Source organism: Pelosinus fermentans DSM 17108 (assembly GCF_000271485.2).
GTDB lineage: Bacteria > Bacillota > Negativicutes > DSM-13327 > DSM-13327 > Pelosinus > Pelosinus fermentans.
Genome location: NZ_AKVN02000001.1, coordinates 4355204 through 4372037, shown reverse-complemented (window position 1 = coordinate 4372037; position 16834 = coordinate 4355204). Strand labels below are relative to the sequence as shown.

Genomic DNA, 16834 nt, shown 5'->3' with positions numbered 1-16834 from the left:
TATGTCACAGCAGATACAGGCAATTAGTTGGCCAGTCGACCTTATCGAAGACCTCGCGCTTAGAAGGTGTATCATATTCTTAGGCTCAGGTGTTTCGGCAACAGCGCAGAATTCAAGTCAAGAAAGACCAAAAGCGTGGAAGGAATTTCTTTTGACAGCTAGTGAATTAATTGCAAATAAAAAAGACAAAGTTCATACTAAAAGACTTATTAAGGAAGGCAACTATTTGTTAGCATTACAATGTATTTATGATTCTATAGGGAACAATCAATACTTTACACTATTACAAAGCGAATTTCTTACACCTAGATTTGAACCATCGGATGTACATAAGGATATTGTAGATATTGACCCTAAAATCGCAATTACAACGAATTTTGATAAAATATATGATAAAGCGTGTTTTAGTGATGCTCATACGATCATAACATATGATCAACATGAGGGTTTAATTAACAACTTACGCTCTGACCAACGGCTAGTCATTAAGGCACATGGTACAATTGATGCAATTCAAAACATGATATTTACAAAGCGAGAATATTTTGCAGCAAAAAAAAATCATCCACACTTTTATAAGGTTCTAGCAGCGTTATTTATGACTAATACTATCCTTTTTTTGGGATGTGGTTTAAATGACCCCGATATAGCTTTGCTTTTAGAGCATGTTTATATAACGACGAATTCCTATAAATCTCATTATGCTATAGTCTTTGATGCCGTACATCCCTCAGTAGAAAAAGATTGGATGGAAAGTTACAATGTAAAAGCGCTAAAATATGGGCCTAGTTATGAAGATTTGATTCCTAATATTAGAAATCTAAAAGATGCGGTTGTTGCTTATAGACAAAGGAGAGGATTGCCCTAAAGATCATTTTACGAAAGATACTGTCATAGCGATGTTATAATATGGCATTCCCCCAAATATAAATTATTTACAGAAATAGATACGAGTTATCGAATTATACTCGACACAATCCCTGAAGAATGTAAACTCGTTAAGGGAAATAGTAGTGTAAAAGTTGAAAATATATGTGTTTTTAAACGGAGATGATTATATGGAAGATATATTTATAGGCAAACAAATAGGTCTTTATATTATAAAAGAACATATTGGTGATGGATGTATCGGTTGTGTTTATCGTGGATATAGAGAAGATATAGATGAGTCAAGAGCCCTAAAGTTTATAAAAAAAGAAAATCTCCGTTCTGGTTGGGAAAATGAAATAAGCAAAGTAACGAAATTAAGAACTACTCAAGGAGTAGTTAGATATCATACTCATAATTTTGAAACTATCGAAGGAGAAGACTATCTATATATATCTTGGGATTATATTCCAGGAGAAAGTTTGAAAGAAATTATTAATAAACAACAAATTAATATGCCAATTGTGCAAGACGTCCTGGAAAAAGTATTAGAAGTTTTACATGCATGTAAGTATGTAGGAATAGATCATGCTGATTTACATTCGGGTAATATTATTATTGAACGGAGCAATCCATTAAGTTTAAACCCTGAACAAAGGAAAGTTTGGATTACTGACTTTGGCTATGCGACTGCAGCAGGAGACGTTGATATTTTAGATGATTTTAAAGGGCTAAATAGGATTATCCAGCAGTGTTTAAGAGCGATTAATTTCCACGAACTAGATGGAAGGGAAAAATGCCTTTACAGTACTCTAAAAAATCAGTTTCCCAAACTTTTAATCGAAAGTAATTCAGTTACCGGGGATTATGTTAGAAACCCAAAGAACTTGTTGTTAAAGTGGAAAGAATCTTGTGAAGAATCAAAAATTACCCAGGAGTACAAAAAAAATATTGGAGACTATTTAGCTGCTGAACATATTGGGGAAAGATATGATGAGTGGAAAACATTGTTTGTACCTAAGTTTCTGACAGTAGATGATCTGTTATCCAAAAATATATGCGTGTTAACTGGGTTGCGAGGTTGTGGGAAAACAATGATTTTCCGTCGGTTAACTGGACTTTTTAACGAACACCTCGGTCCTTCTGGCGTTCCAGGAGCGGATAGTTTTATAGGATTTTATTTAAATGCAAGAAATATAGCAGAAGCGTTTCCTTGGTTACCAGATGATCATGAAAGAGACGCGAGAAATCAAGTTATTAATTTCTTTCATTTGAGTTGGTGTTTAGAAATAATTGACTGGTTAAGAGAAGTAGTAAAAGGAGCTAATATTATTAATTTAGAGTGGTTGCCAGGATTTTTTGGGAGGTACTATCCAGAACATTTTAATACAACGGAGAATACTATTAATATTCTTGGTCATATAACTAGCCTATTAAATGCGGAATTAGAAAAGTCGCGTCTGCAAAGTAAGTATAAAAGTGAAAAGATGTGGGAATTGACAGATATTACATTTTTAGAAAAATTCTGCAGAGAGATAGCGAAATATTGCCGAATTGATAAACCTTTTTACTTTTTTTTAGACGACTACTCTACTCCATTAGTTACATCAGCAACTCAAAGAATTTTAAATCCGCTCGTTTTTAGACGCTCTTCTATAGTTTTTTTTAAGGTTGCTACAGAAAGTGTAGAGAGCTTTGAACCAACAGGTTTAAATGGGAAAATACTAGAGGAAGAAGATGATTATTTTCTAATTGATTTTGCTACTCAAGTTATGTTGAAGAGCGATGGAGAAATAAAAGATATACTTTCTTCAATACTTAAGCGACGCATTGAGAGGCACTCAACACTAGCAAATAGAAACTTGGAGCTGGAAAACCTCCTTGGCCCAACTGTTTTAAACAATGTACAAAGGTCACAATTAATTCGTGGGGAAAAAATAGAAGTAAATAAGAAAGTGGTTTCTAAAGAAATATATCAAGGTAGTACAGTTTTCTATAATATTTGGTCGAGTGACATTAGGGAAGTAATAAGTTTATTTGCAGAGATGATATCTATGGAAGAGGATGAGAAGCTTAAAAGTAGAGATGATAAGATTATAAGTGACGATATACAGGATACCATTTTCAGAGATGCTGGAGGTAAGTTCCTAAGTTTGCTTGAAGCGGCTACAAATCCGTCAAGTAGAAATTATGTTAGCAATGAAGAGGAAAGATCGTTTGGAAATCATATGGTAGAGATAGCAAGAGCATTTCAAGAGATAGCAAGTTTTGATTTAAAAAATAAGACCTCTAAAAATGTGAATACAAATCCCCCAAAACAAGCAAGGCGGATCGAAATTACGGGGGTAACAAATGAATTAACAGGTAAAGTAAAGGACTATTATAGGGGGTTAATAAGATATGGGTTATTTATTAGAGACAATAGAGGTAAGAGTGTTAGGGGGAAAGTTGTTCCACGTCACTATTTAAGAGGTTTATTGATTCCCTACTTTAGGCTGAGCTTTTCTAAAAGGGATAGTATAACATTGAAATGGGAAGAATTTTGTGAGTTATTAGAGAATCCGAGCATTTTTAAAGAAGAGTATAAGAAACAAAATAGGAAAACTGAAGATATAAGTATAGGTTTATGGGATGGTGAAAATGAATAAATTACCAGAAGTTACTTCGTTTAACTCCGATGAAATGTTATGTGGTCCTACACGATTAGTTATTGTCGCGGAAGGATTTGAGCCACGTTCTGTGTATTGGACCAAACTTCTTCACCAAGAAAAATATTTTTTAGATGCTATAATATGTAAATATCAACCAGAAAAAAAATCATGTTTAGCAGAATTATTACCTGAGGTAGCATTGCGTACGTTTAATGCCCCATTGATAGTAGAGTTTGAACGAGTCTACCCTAATAAGTTTGAAGAACAGCTTCTAGAGTTATTTAAAAATATATCTAAATATGATGAAGTAGTCATTGATATATCTGTAATGTCCAAACTCCTAATCATAATAATAATCAGTGTAATAAAAGATTATGGAGGTATGGTTAAAATTATTTATTCTGAGCCTGAAACGTACACGCCATCTTTAGAAGAATATAATGAACTTAAAGATGTGTATGGCAAGCCATTGAAGCTACCTTCATACGGAGTTAATGATGTTGTAAGAACACCATTACTATCAAGTATTGTTATGCAACGAAGCCCTTCTATAGTGATAGCATTTCTATCTTTGAATGAACAACTAATTCGAGCATTATTATCAGTTGTTAATCCTGCAAGCCTTTTTTTAATAAATGCTATATCACCGAATTTGCTATGGAGAGAAAGAGCTATGGCTGAAATCCATGATAGTATTATAAAAGAATATGCTAATGACAACCCAGTGGATGAAAGAGGTCTTTTGAATAAAAAAACTAGCACTGTGTTTTATCAGGAAACATTTGAATTATTAGCCTCTATATATAATCAATATTGCTATTCTAGACGAATTATTATAGCTCCAACCGGTAGTAAAATGCAGGCACTTGCATGTGCACTTATAAAAGTTTGCTGCCCTGATATTCATATTGAGTATCCAAATCCGGAAAGCTATTTCATTAGCGACTATAGTAGTTCTAAAATTAGGATGGTTCATGAAGTGGTTATTCCTCGATTTAAAAATACATTATACGATATTGCTGATTCATATAGACTTAATGGATAATCTCTTTCAAATTTGGTCTATTTAGTAATAATTGCAGAAAAACATTTCTTCTTTATACTCAATATAGGTTGCTTTTATTGTATAAATTTATTTGGGTTATAGGATAAAAGTTATATGAAATTTGAGAGTGCTATATAAAGAAGATACATCAAATATGTGCACTTGAAGATATGATAGATATTATATATAATAAAAACAAAGAAAATATCTAAAAAATATTACAATGATAGTATTGTCCCGAATGTTATAATGCCGAACTCTTATTCAGCCAAACGCGCTAACACCTCATTTTCGTACAAAGAGTTCAACTAAACATGATCAAGACTGCTATGTAATTATGAATTTGCAACTAAAAAATAACTCGATGAATATTACAATCATAGCGATAACTTTAGAGGACATCAATAGAAAGCGATACCGTCAAGATTGTTTCGTAAATTTGTTTGCAGTCCGATATTTTTGACCCCATTTTTCTTTAATGATCATTAGCTTCTCTAGAGTTGCCTCTTCTATTATTGCCGTATAGACTTCTTTTAAATCAGCAGTAAAGGTTTTTGGATATGTTTATAGTTCACATGTCGCATACTTGCACGAAGTTGGTGTATGATATAGGGTTGTATTTTGGCTTTGAGATAGATCGCGCCGATAGCTTAACGAAACTCATTTAGCCCATCCACAGAGAATAGATAAACATATTGTACTCTGGGCTTTTCAGATCAATTAGAACGCTAAGCTAAATTCTATGGTGTTACGTTTATCGGGAAACTCTCGGATAAAGTCAATTTGCTTTATTAGGGAATAAAATATGAAAGTCAAAGATAAAAAAATAATACATTATCAGTATTTTCAGTATGCAATTTGGCGCATAAAAGAGGAAAAGTGTTCTACTTGTCGAAAAAAAATATGTGAGAATTTTAAGGAGGTATAACTATGAACAACGCATACTTGAAATCAGAAGTACCAGACAATGCAGTTTTGGGTAAAATTAACGAAATACCTGCACCGCAAAATAAGATTATTGCTCGTTTAAAAGCCCAGATGAAGTGGGGTTCTATGAATGACCCGATATCCGCTTATAGTAGGATGCATAATAGACACAACAGATCGTAATTTGCGCACAAAAGCGAAGCGTAGATCTTGACATGAAGTTTCACTTGCTGGACTTTCGAATAGAAACTAGTTCTTTTAGTTTAGTGACACCGTGTGAGGCTCAAAGAGGATGACTTCATTTGAGTGAAGAGAGCGATAATTTGGTCATCTTTGTGCATTACCTAATTTGGTTTTTCAAAATTGTTTTGCTAAGCGCCATTAATCAGCATTTGTTCTTGCAAATTTATTTTGTTTTTTAGGTCTGACTACATTAATAAATGGACATGTTTCATGGGGTGATAAGTAGGCGTTCTCTTCTACTTATCATCCCATGATTAGTATGAAGCTATTAAAAGTACAGTATAAATTTTCTAGACGCCATAGTAGAATCTTATATAGAAGAATTGAAAAAATGTGAAATAAGAGTAAATAACAGATGGTTTTGCAGAATTTATATCTCGAGGAGTTTTAAACATTTTGTTGGGAACGAAACAATCTTTAAATATAAAGTATGAAGGAAAAGAAAAATCGTTAAGAGAAGGAAGTTTTATTTAATGTCTTATCAACTTGTTGATTTAAAAGTTGGATTTACCTGTAATAATAACTGTATTCATTGTGTCGTTTCCGATAAAAGGAACGAAAAAGATTTGTCGTTGGAAGCCATAAAAAAGATTATTGAAGATTATATTGATCAATATAATCAGATCAATCTTACTCTAACCGGAGGCGAAATTACCTACCGGGAGGATTATCGCCAAATTATGCAATTTATAAAAGAAAAAAAGAATAGGGGTTCTATCGATTTTGTAGACATTCAAACGAATGGACGAATGTTATCGCATGATAAAATATTGGAAGAAACCCTTAGCGTGGTTGACTTCTATTTAATTGCACTTCATAGCAATAATTCCGAAATACATGATTATATTACATCCTGCCAATCAAGTTTTTTAGAAACAACAGCGGCATTAGCAAAACTGACAAGTATGATTAATGTGAAATCTATCGCAATTCAAACTGTTATTAGCAAAAAGAATTATAAAGGCTTAAAGGATGTTTATAAATTTGTTCGTGAACAATATGGTATTTTGGAATGTAATATTACATTTCCACATCCTTTGGGAGTAGCATATGATATGGAAATTATCCCGACTTATCATGAAATAAAAGAAGATGTTAATGATGCATTAAAATATTGTTTAGAGAATGATATGAACCCTTATTTAGAAGCGCTACCATATTGTGTTTTTGAGGAAAAGCTTCGGATATATGCACTTGAGTATTATAAAAAAAGAAATCAGAATGTTGTAGGTTACGGTGGGGAAAAAGATGGTCATATAGACTATAAGATAGTTAATGAAGAAGGCTATGCTAAATATGATACCTGTAAGAAGTGCTCATATGATAATTGCTGCTTAGGTGTTTGGAAAGAATATAAACAATTATATCCTTTAAAGGATATGTACAGCATGTTAAGTAACAATTTATAGTATATTTGCGCATTGTTACTAGGAAAACTAAATAATTCTAATAAGTTTAGCTGGTTGCTGATGGAGAAAACTAATAATTAAGGGAATAATATAATGGAAAAAATTAAAACATTTTTTTTAAGGGTTGCTGCCCGATGTAATTTGGATTGTAATTATTGTTATGTATTTAAGCATCGAGATATGTCGTGGAAAAATTATCCTCCAACAATGTCGAAAGAGCATGTAGTATTATTTTCTCATAGATTAAAAGAATATGTAATGGAAACGAAGTTAAAGGAAGTTTATATCATCTATCATGGTGGTGAACCTTTATTTATTGGTGAATCAGTTCTATTGGAATATACAGATATTATTCTGAAGGCTTTAGATGGTATTGTCAGTGTTGAGTTTTCGTTACAAACCAACGGAACACTTTTGACAGATAAATTCCTTGAAGAATGTGATAGAAGAAAAATTAAAATATCGCTTAGTATTGATGGTCCGGAAGATATTCATAATAAAAATAGGAAAATGGCTAATGGCGACGGATCATTTAATCTTGTCTTTTCTGGAATTCAGAAGGTCCAAAAATATCCGCACTTGTTTCAAGGGGCTATTGGTGTAATTGATCCATATTCCAATCCAGAACAGCTAATGGAATTTTACAATCAAACCCAAATATTCAATGTTGATTTGCTATTACCTGATGCTAATTATGAGTCTCCACCTAAATATAGAGAAGCAGCTCCGTATATTTATAAGAATTGGCTTATAGAATCTTTTGATGCATGGTTTGATAAATACCAAGACTTATCATTAAGAACATATGAAAATGTTCTTAAACGACTGTTAGATTGTAATACGTCTACAGATTCTTTTGGTTTTGGAAAGCTAGACTATTTGACGATTGAAGTTGACGGCTCTTATCATACAACAGATATATTGAAAGTGGCGTTTGAAAATGCATCAGCAATGGGAATTTCATTAGAGAACGCGACTATTAATCAAGCTGCAACACACAAGAAGGTCGAAGAGTACAATATGCTTTTAGCCAAAGAAAATCTTCCTCAAAAATGTAAGTCCTGCGATGTTGGATATGTATGTGGAGGAGGGGCATTACCACACAGATATTCAGAAATAAACAGTTTTGATAATCCTACAATTTATTGTAATGAAATGAGGTCATTGATAAACCATGCAAAGAAGCGCCTTAATGATGAAGTTGAAAATGAACTTTTACTTTGATTTTTCAAAGGATAGGTTTCTTCGAAAGTGAAAAGTAAAATTATTGAAATAGATAAAAATTTCTTACCAGTCGATGAAAAGGTAAGTATGGATATCATTTTTGACTATTTTTCTGATCAAGAAATCGAAATAGAAGAAACGAATGCACACTATCGTCTAAGAATTACTCGTTCAGATTTCTTATACTGTGAGAATATGGAGAATAGCTTGAAAGGGTTGGGCATAAACAAAAAAAAAGTGAAGGATTTTCGAATTGTAGAGCAGAACAGTATTTTTTGTTTATTAGAGTCTTGGATACCCTATGGTTGGAGTAAGTTTATAGCTGAAAACTCGAAGCTTACCGATAATCTTACGATAATCCATCTCGATGATCATGCGGATCTCATGTCACCAAGGATAAGTGTTAATAATGGTAAATGGAAGGATATGCTTACGGGAGACGAGGTAAGCTTCTCTGAACCTGAAAGCATTAAAAAGGCTATTCAGTCTGGAGCTATTACAATTGGAAGCATGATGACTCCACTTATTCACTATATAAAAAATGTTAATTTATTTCATTTTAAACAAAATGTGGATTCAATTTCGAGATATATTGAAAAAACAACAGAGCTTGATAGCTTATTTTGTCTTGGAAAAAAGAGGTTAGCAGTAAAATTGGTTACAAGACCAAAAAACTTAAGAGAAAGGAATAATACGTATTTAAGAACGTCTCGATTGTCGGAATTGATTGAAAACATAAAACCTAACACAGACATATTTCTTCATATAGATATGGATTTTTTTAATAATAGGTTTAACGGATCAACTGATTGGAGAATCTTTGCAGCAAAGAATAATCTGAATATGGATAAACAAAAAGAAATAATGGATGATTTATGCCGACAAATTTTCGAAGCTGGTTTAGGTAGCCGAATTAAGCATGTTAGCATTGGGATATCTCCATCATTTTATCCTTGTGAATATTGGAAAGAGGGCGTATCTTATCTTTTGTGTAGACTGCATTCTGTGGGTGTTAAAGTAGGTGAGCTTATGAAAAAGCTAAAGTTAAATACGGATAGTTAGCCATGAGTAAGAGATTTCATTCCGAAAATCCAGAAAATAGTACCTAGAATAAAAATAAGATGCATTTGTTTCTTCGTTTCAACAAAAAGATATACTATATATAGTAGTGTTAATGCTCAAATGACAAAGGTGATATGTTAATTCAAGAAAAAGAGGAGCATTGGATAGAAGAATGTTGAGTGGCCTTTTCTAGAATCTTCTTCACTAGGGTGTGAGAAGTATGGATTATAATAAGGGCATTACAATATTGTTTTGAAGTATGTGCTAAGAAGACACATACTTCAAAAATCCAAAGTGCAATATTATGGAAACAGAAATGATATTTCCTGTTAAAGAATTTGAAGGTTTACCTGAGGATTTAAATAATTCAAGGAATTTGAATTGGGTCATCTGTTGGGTTATCCAATATGTTGTTGCCAAAAAATAGCAGTTGTTGGTGAAATGTATATTGATGAGTGGGAAGCGCTGTTTGTGAAAAAAACTCATTTTGAAGGACGATATAAAATTATTAATCCTAAAGGGTATAGAGAAGGCTATTCTCTTATATCACATATACCCTGTTCGCCTAATTGCGAACCTTCGCTGAACATTGCGCAAAAAGCATTAAGCATTATAATGCTTAATAAATACAATAAATACTTTGATAAATGGAACTATTGGACAAATGCAGCAATTGATTAAAAAATCCTAACTTGTCCTAATGATTACAAGGCTTACTTTGAGATTTTCCGGGTGTGCGGATGACTTTGTATAATTTACAAAAAGCAGGGTATGCTTGAATTATAAGATATGTAGACAATTTGTTGGCTGCTTGATTAGAAGTTATTGCGAGGCGGAACTGTATGCCGCAAAAAAAATAGGTAGATTAATAAAAACTTGAATCAGCGAACAAAGCCTTGTTTGAATTTAAAATGAAAGTTCCCCGTTACCAGTGATACGGCGACCTAAATTAATCTTATACTGCATTAATTGATTAATTCGAGCAAGTGATGCAGTATAAGATGTAATATCGATAAGATAGGTGGGTTTAGGCTGATTCGGATCAGTTTTTGTAACTCCTGTCCAAATGTTGCTGTAAACTAGGTTGTAATGCTTAGCTTTCCGGGGGTTATAGAACTTATTTATAATAACTATATCGAAATACGATTATGCCCTACAGTTCATAAGCAAATGAACTGTAGGGCATAATTGTATTTACTTTTGAAATTATTTTCCTAAAAAACTTGACATTGTTCCGCGTTGTTCCTATAATGGAAATATCGGGAACAATATGGAACAAAATTGTAAGGAGGAGAAAAGATGTATAGTGCACGTCTAGCGAAGGGTGGGGCGAATAGTTGGGTTGTTGAATTTCGACATCCGCTATTAAGGGATCGTCAAGGTAATATTGGGAAAAAAGTAAGGCGAGGTTTAGGCATTGATCGAGAAGAAGCTCAAAAAATTGTTGACGAGGTCAACCAGATATTGGCCGATGAAAACCTATGGACATTAGCCAGTAAGACACTGGTTAAAGAAAAGTTTACCGAAAAGACTAACGGTATATTTTTTGATCAGGTTGATGATGAATCTTGCTCTGACCCTTGGAAAGTTAGGGATGACTATATAAGCTTGCCGAACCAAGATAGTGGCTATAGCAGAATCATGCTTCTTGGAACAACGGGGGCAGGAAAAACTACGGTAATCCGCCAACTAATCGGAACAGATCCAGATGAAACGAGTTTTCCGGCGATTTCTGCTGGACGTACCACGACATGTAATTCTGAGTTTGTATTCCGGGATAGCTCTAATTGGAGGGCAGTTGTTACTTTTATTCCGCGTGGAAGGGTTAGAAACCTTGTTGAAGAATGCTTATGGGAGGCATTTAAGCGAGCAGTCGTAGGTGAAGATGGAAAAAGTATAATGAAAAATTTGCTTATCCATCCGGAACAACGTTTTCGTCTAACATATCTCTTTGGTCAGTATAAAGTGCCAGATAAGAGGGGTGGGCAGATGGGAAGGATAGATGAAGAAATTCCTGATTCTGCCGAATTGATGAGGGATTTAGATTACTTGTTAAGCCAGATCGGACAATTAGCCGAAGATGCAAAAGAAGCTTTTACACCAAACTCTGAAAATATAGATGAAGCTATTGACCAGTTATATTCAGACTGGATTAGGGAAGATACTGAAATTTTAAACGATCTAGTTGACTACATAATGAAAAAAATTTACTCTCGTTTTGAAGGGATTGGGGGAGGACAAATACAACGAGATACTACAGGTTGGCCGATTAAGTGGACATTTGAGACGCCTGAAAAAAATATGCTCATGGGGTATATGCGGTTGTTCGCTGGAAATGATGGGAGGAGGTTCGGCCAATTACTTGCTCCTGTCGTAAATGGAATTCGTATTGAAGGTCCATTTAAGCCTCGTTGGTGGTGTGAAATGGGTGTTCCACAGATTGTGCTTATTGATGGTGAAGGAATTGGTCATGATTCAAGCATTACAACTAGTCTGCCTATAGAACTAACCAATCGGTTCTCTGAGGTAGATAATATAGTCCTGGTTGACAATGCTTCACAGCCAATGCTAGATATTCCGAAGGTAATAATTAAAGATATAGCTATTAGAGGTCTTTATTCTAAACTATCTGTCGTTTACACACGATTTGAACAAGTAGAAGGTTCTAATTTGTTAGATGATGATGACAGGCGTGATCATGTATTTGCAAGCCAGGACGGAGCTATGGATGCATTACATGAAACTTACAACATAAATATAAGGCTAACTCGTATGTTACGAGAATATCTTAGGAAGCGAACCTTCTTCTTTTCTCAAACAAATGAACTGAAAGCTCCCTCGGTTGAATTACAGGGTGAAGTAATCAATTTCTTGGATGTTTGTATCAAAACTGGGATGAATGATGGAAAGTCGGCAATGTTTTCTTTTCCTCTGTACGACTTTGGGAGGCTTGTTTTAGTAATAACACAGGCAGAATCAGTTTTCATGAATAAGTGGCAAAGTCTGTTGGGTCTTAGGCCATCCCAATACCCGCCACAACATTGGGCGAGAATAAAAGCATTATCTAATCGTCTTGCTTTATGGACAGGGCTAACGAGGTATGGCGATTTAGATCCAGCTAGTGATTTAGCCAGTTGTCTAATACAGGGTATTAATGAATTTATCTCCAGTCCAAAGAAATGGAGTGGTGAAGCTCCTTCAGATGAAGTTCAGCAGGAAATAATTAGTAAGATCTCTGCGCTTATTTCAATAAAACTTAATAAGATTGCGATCAAGCGAATAAAAGACGATAATGTCGGCCTTTGGGTAGCGGCCTTTAACTACCGGGGAAAAGGGTCTACTTATCAACGAGCTAATACTATTCGTAATATTTCTGAAAAAGCAATTCCGATTCCCAAAATTAGTTATGAAACCGCAAGTGCTGACTTACTAGAAGAACTAAGACTGTATATTGAAGAGGCCTTACGGGAAGTTAGGACTGAATTTGGAGGTGGAACGCTAGATGAGGATGAAATAAATTAATACATTAGAAAATTACGGAAAGATCTTAATACTGTTGGCAGGAGCTAGCAATATGAAGGCAAATCATTTTCGCTGTGGAAGAGAATTGATATGGAGGTTCAGGCATATGGATGGTAGTAAATTAAAGAGTCAATTGATAGCTCAGGCTAAGGGCGGAAGTATTAGTGAGTTACTAAATTGGCATAAAGATTACTGCGAATACAACCGAGAGGAAAGAAATCTCGCTGCTATCTTTTATCACTTGCTCTTAATTAATGACAACTTAGCAGAATTTTTATCCATGATTGACTATGATAAGCCAACACTTGTTGACGAAGTAGGAATATATTTTGAGTATTCAAACTTGCGGGATATTTGGTTTAATCTAAATTCAAATGAGATTAAGAGAAGAATTATACTCAGCTTATTAGCTCCTCAGAATCTAAAGGAATTGGAAGAACTCTCAGTTTTAGAATTCAATACTCATTTTGGAGCTGTCCCTACACCATCGACGAACTATATTCAGAATCCAGGCAACTGGAGTATTAAGAAATACAAAAATAATATTACTAATAATGAAGAATTTCTGAAAGCAACGAAATTCAAATGGGCATTCAACGTAAAACCTGATATAGTTATTCATACTACGAAGCGAACTGCAATATGTATCGAGTGTAAGTACCAATCTGGTGAAGGATCTTATCCAACTGACATCGAGGAAATTCAAGAGTTTAGACGTCGTGGGTTAGATCAGGTGCAGCAAACGTCTTTGCAAAAATATATGATGGAAGATTTATTAGGTATTGATACTCAATTTATTTACCTTATCCAAAAATATAATGCTGCATCTAATACACATCAGTCATTATATTGGAAACAAGTATTTGCGAAACTTGATTTATCAGGATGCCCTCAATTTATACGTCAATGTATAGCTAGAATTTGATTTTAAGTGGGTGGATTTGCAAGGTCGCGGATCGCCTCCACCAAAATTTGGAAAAATAATTAAACCCGCGAATTCTTGCGGGTTTTTTGCTATTCTTTTGGTTCAGATAATGATAGGTATCAAATATTTTTATGAACATTTAATAGTAAGCAGTTATCTCAAACTAGAGCTCGAAAGACTTAATGGAACCGAATTATTCGGATCTGACTTTCGTTATTTTGAGATACCTAATTAAAATACTAAAAAGAAAAATCTTTGTTTATAGTATTTCTAGTTGATTGAATAAGAAATACCAAAACATTTTTGCATATTTTGTAAAAATGTTTTAAAGACTATCTTGATAGTCAATTTAAAGAAAATGAAGCAAAAAAATGCAATGAAAGTAAAGTATCTTCATTATAATAGATGATTTTAGGAAGAATGGATTTCCTAAAATGTATGATAAAGTAGTGAATTTTGTTATAATAGATATAAATGAAAGAGTGTTAACCATTCAATTACGTTAGAGCGGGAGGTGTGTGTAGTGGCTATGGATTTACTGAAAGCTAAGGACAATGAGCATCTTGCATTGGCTGAGCTAAAGAAACGTGTAAAAGAGAAAACGGCAGTTGAACAGGTCGTTGTTTTTGGCTCGGTAGCTCGTGGCGAGGCAACAGAAGAGTCTGATCTGGATGTACTAATTCTTACAGAAAAATCAATTTCCTATTTAGAGGAAACTTCTATATTTGATATAGCTTTCTTTGTTAACATGAAGTATGATACCAACATTAGCGTAGTGGTTGTTCCAAAGGAAAAATGGGAATCTCCCGTTTGGTCGTTGCTGCCACTTCATCAGGCAATCGCAAGAGAGGGAATTGCCGTATGACCTTAGAAGGAAATGTGAAAGAATTAGCGCGTTACTGGCTGAGCAAGTCACTCGAGGCAGAAGAAAGTGCAACGTTGTTGTTCGATCATCAGCAATGGTCAGCTTGTATCAGTAGGCTATACTATGCTTCGTTTTACGCTATGAGTGCACTTCTTGCGTTGCGTCAGTTAAGCTATGGAAAGCATTCCGCTGTTAGGGCTAGCTTGCATAGAGATTTTGTAAAAACGGGCGCATTGCCTGTAGAGGTGGGTATGGTGTATAATCGACTGTTTGAATGGAGACAAAAGGCCGATTACGAAGCTTTTCTGGAAATGAATGAGCAAATGGCTGAAGATCTTTTAACACAAGCCAGGGATTTGCTTGAAGTGTTGCGTAAACACGCAGAGGCTGAGATTGGCTGATTTAGATTGATGAAACCATCAACTCGTTTTACAAATTGTGGTAGAGAAGATAGGATTTGTCTGGTTACGAATCGCTTCTACCAACTAAATTCCGAAAATAAATTGAACCCGCGAATTTCGCGGGTTTTTTGCTCGCACTCGCTTTGTTACTTCATTTTATATCTTTCTAACCGCTGAGAAAGTGTTCCGGTATGTATTTCAAACAAATGATTGTCGAAGTCATAAAAATATAATGACCTTCCTTCACCTTCTACGCGTGGCCGGGGTGGTTTAAAATCTACACCCAGTCGTTGAATGCGTGATTTATATGTTTCAAAATCTGCTTCTGATATTTTAAATGCGATGTGGTTGTATGTACGAGTAGGGAGGGACTCTCCTTCCATAATTGCGATCCATTGCTCGCCAATCATGAAGAATTTCTCTCTCGATATCGAGAATGTATTATCTTCGCTAGAGTAAACTTCTTCTGCTTCAAATATTTGTTTGAAAAATTTAGTTGCAAGTTCAAGGTCTCTAACAATAAAAGTAACGTGACTGATGCCTTCTATCATATTATCTCCTCCTATGCATTCGTTATTTTACCATCTTTCTGTAAGATCGGTATCAGCTCCTCCATTCTGTTAATGGTGCGTCATGCGAAGTGTAAGAACCTCGTTCTATTGCATAGCTATCCTATAGACAGCGCTCCCAGTCCAATGACCATCGCGCTTGCGCCGATGACACGAATCTTTATATTTCCTTCTGATAGCAGTCTGGCTCCCATTAAAGTGCCTATTAGAATGCTGATTTCTCTCGCTGGTGCGATATAACTTACAGGACTGAATACCATAGCAGTTAAAACCAAAATATACGCTAATGGGCATAAAATAGCCACACTAATAGCTTCCAATTTGTGACTGACCCATTGGTCTTTTACTTTATCCCAATTTTTAAACGCATATGGAGTTAAGAGAAATACTCGTCCTAAGTTTGCCGACCAATCAAGAAGTAAAGGTGGTATCAGGAAGGTGCTGACTGCCAATTTATCTGAGAGCGTATAGCCAGCAATCATAGTGCCGCAGAGAATAGCAAATATCATTGGTTTGCGGGAGGTAGATTCCGCCAGCTTAAAGGGATTCCCTGTGATTATAACAATCCCTAATCCAATCAATACCGTTCCGAAAAGCGCTGCTGCGGAAGGATGTTCACCTATAACTACAATGGCTGCAATAGTCGAAAGCATAGGGCCCGTACCGCGAGCGAGAGGATAAATGACCGAAAGATCACCAATCCGATAGCCTTTGTCCAGCAGGATATAATATAAAGAGTGCAATATGGCGCTGCCTAGCATAAACCCTAATTGAGGCCATCCTATAATCGGCTTTTGTGCGACGATTATCCATAAAGCTAACGGGAAATAAAGCAAAGTGGAAAGAGCAGCGAATAGCCAAATAAAGGCTGTACCACCACATGCTTTTTTGGCTAAATAATTCCAGGTAGCATGACCGAAGGCAGCAGTCAGGATAAGAACAATAGCCGATCCTGTCATATAATCCCTCCACTGAAAATAATCATTTGACGATTAGCTTTATTAATGATAATTGTACATATATAGAATAATGCTGTAATTTTTTAGTATTTTGTAATATATATTAATTATTTCTATATATTAAGAAGTGATTTTATGTACTTTCCCGGGATTGAGGCATTTAAA

General features: G+C 34.8%; 14 protein-coding genes. 12 read left to right on the top strand and 2 right to left on the bottom strand.

The window, feature by feature from the left end; translation table 11 throughout:
* Position 1: 1 nt before the first annotated feature.
* The 12 genes from FR7_RS20165 to FR7_RS20105 all read left to right on the top strand — a co-directional run bounded on the left by FR7_RS20165 (position 2) and on the right by FR7_RS20105 (position 15141).
* Positions 2-868, top strand: a complete 867-nt coding sequence (locus FR7_RS20165) for an SIR2 family NAD-dependent protein deacylase (protein ID WP_007932479.1) — start codon at positions 2-4, stop codon at positions 866-868.
* A gap of 166 nt (positions 869-1034) precedes the next feature.
* Entirely contained in the window at positions 1035-3515 is a 2481-nt protein-coding gene (locus FR7_RS20160) for an ORC-CDC6 family AAA ATPase (RefSeq protein ID WP_237715552.1), read from the top strand.
* Positions 3508-4563, top strand: a complete 1056-nt coding sequence (locus FR7_RS20155; RefSeq protein WP_017531228.1) for a hypothetical protein — start codon at positions 3508-3510, stop codon at positions 4561-4563. Before FR7_RS20160 ends, FR7_RS20155 begins: the two co-directional genes overlap by 8 nt.
* Positions 4564-5493: 930 nt before the next feature.
* On the top strand, positions 5494-5673 hold the full coding sequence (gene yhhA, locus FR7_RS20150) for a YhhA family cyclophane-containing RiPP (protein WP_007932476.1): 180 nt from the start codon (positions 5494-5496) through the stop codon (positions 5671-5673).
* Positions 5674-6206: 533 nt separating this feature from the next.
* Positions 6207-7142, top strand: coding sequence for a radical SAM protein (locus FR7_RS20145; RefSeq protein ID WP_007932475.1), 936 nt, complete (start codon positions 6207-6209; stop codon positions 7140-7142).
* Between the two features lie 93 nt (positions 7143-7235).
* Complete coding sequence (gene yhhB / locus FR7_RS20140; protein WP_007932473.1) at positions 7236-8366, top strand: cyclophane-forming radical SAM/SPASM peptide maturase YhhB; 1131 nt, start codon at positions 7236-7238, stop codon at positions 8364-8366.
* A gap of 27 nt (positions 8367-8393) precedes the next feature.
* Positions 8394-9428 (top strand): hypothetical protein, encoded by a 1035-nt coding sequence (locus FR7_RS20135; protein ID WP_007932472.1) that lies wholly within the window; start codon positions 8394-8396, stop codon positions 9426-9428.
* Positions 9429-9809: 381 nt separating this feature from the next.
* The gene (locus FR7_RS20130; RefSeq protein WP_007932469.1) at positions 9810-10109 is read left to right on the top strand and encodes a hypothetical protein; all 300 of its coding nucleotides are present in this window, start codon (positions 9810-9812) and stop codon (positions 10107-10109) included.
* Positions 10110-10727: 618 nt separating this feature from the next.
* Entirely contained in the window at positions 10728-12950 is a 2223-nt protein-coding gene (locus tag FR7_RS20125) for a hypothetical protein (protein WP_007932467.1), read from the top strand.
* Positions 12951-13056: 106 nt separating this feature from the next.
* Positions 13057-13875 (top strand): PDDEXK family nuclease, encoded by an 819-nt coding sequence (locus FR7_RS20120; protein WP_007932464.1) that lies wholly within the window; start codon positions 13057-13059, stop codon positions 13873-13875.
* A gap of 529 nt (positions 13876-14404) precedes the next feature.
* Positions 14405-14740 (top strand): nucleotidyltransferase family protein, encoded by a 336-nt coding sequence (locus tag FR7_RS20110; RefSeq protein ID WP_237714815.1) that lies wholly within the window; start codon positions 14405-14407, stop codon positions 14738-14740.
* The gene (locus tag FR7_RS20105) at positions 14671-15141 is read left to right on the top strand and encodes a HEPN domain-containing protein (RefSeq protein ID WP_237715554.1); all 471 of its coding nucleotides are present in this window, start codon (positions 14671-14673) and stop codon (positions 15139-15141) included. The genes FR7_RS20110 and FR7_RS20105 overlap by 70 nt, the downstream gene beginning before the upstream one ends.
* Positions 15142-15287: 146 nt before the next feature.
* Here FR7_RS20105 and fosX read toward each other — a convergent pair whose 3' ends face one another.
* Both fosX and FR7_RS20095 read right to left on the bottom strand, forming a co-directional pair.
* The gene (gene fosX, locus FR7_RS20100; RefSeq protein WP_007932458.1) at positions 15288-15692 is read right to left on the bottom strand and encodes a FosX/FosE/FosI family fosfomycin resistance hydrolase; all 405 of its coding nucleotides are present in this window, start codon (positions 15690-15692) and stop codon (positions 15288-15290) included.
* Positions 15693-15808: 116 nt separating this feature from the next.
* The gene (locus FR7_RS20095) at positions 15809-16669 is read right to left on the bottom strand and encodes an EamA family transporter (protein ID WP_007932457.1); all 861 of its coding nucleotides are present in this window, start codon (positions 16667-16669) and stop codon (positions 15809-15811) included.
* Between the last annotated feature and the right edge of the window lie 165 nt (positions 16670-16834).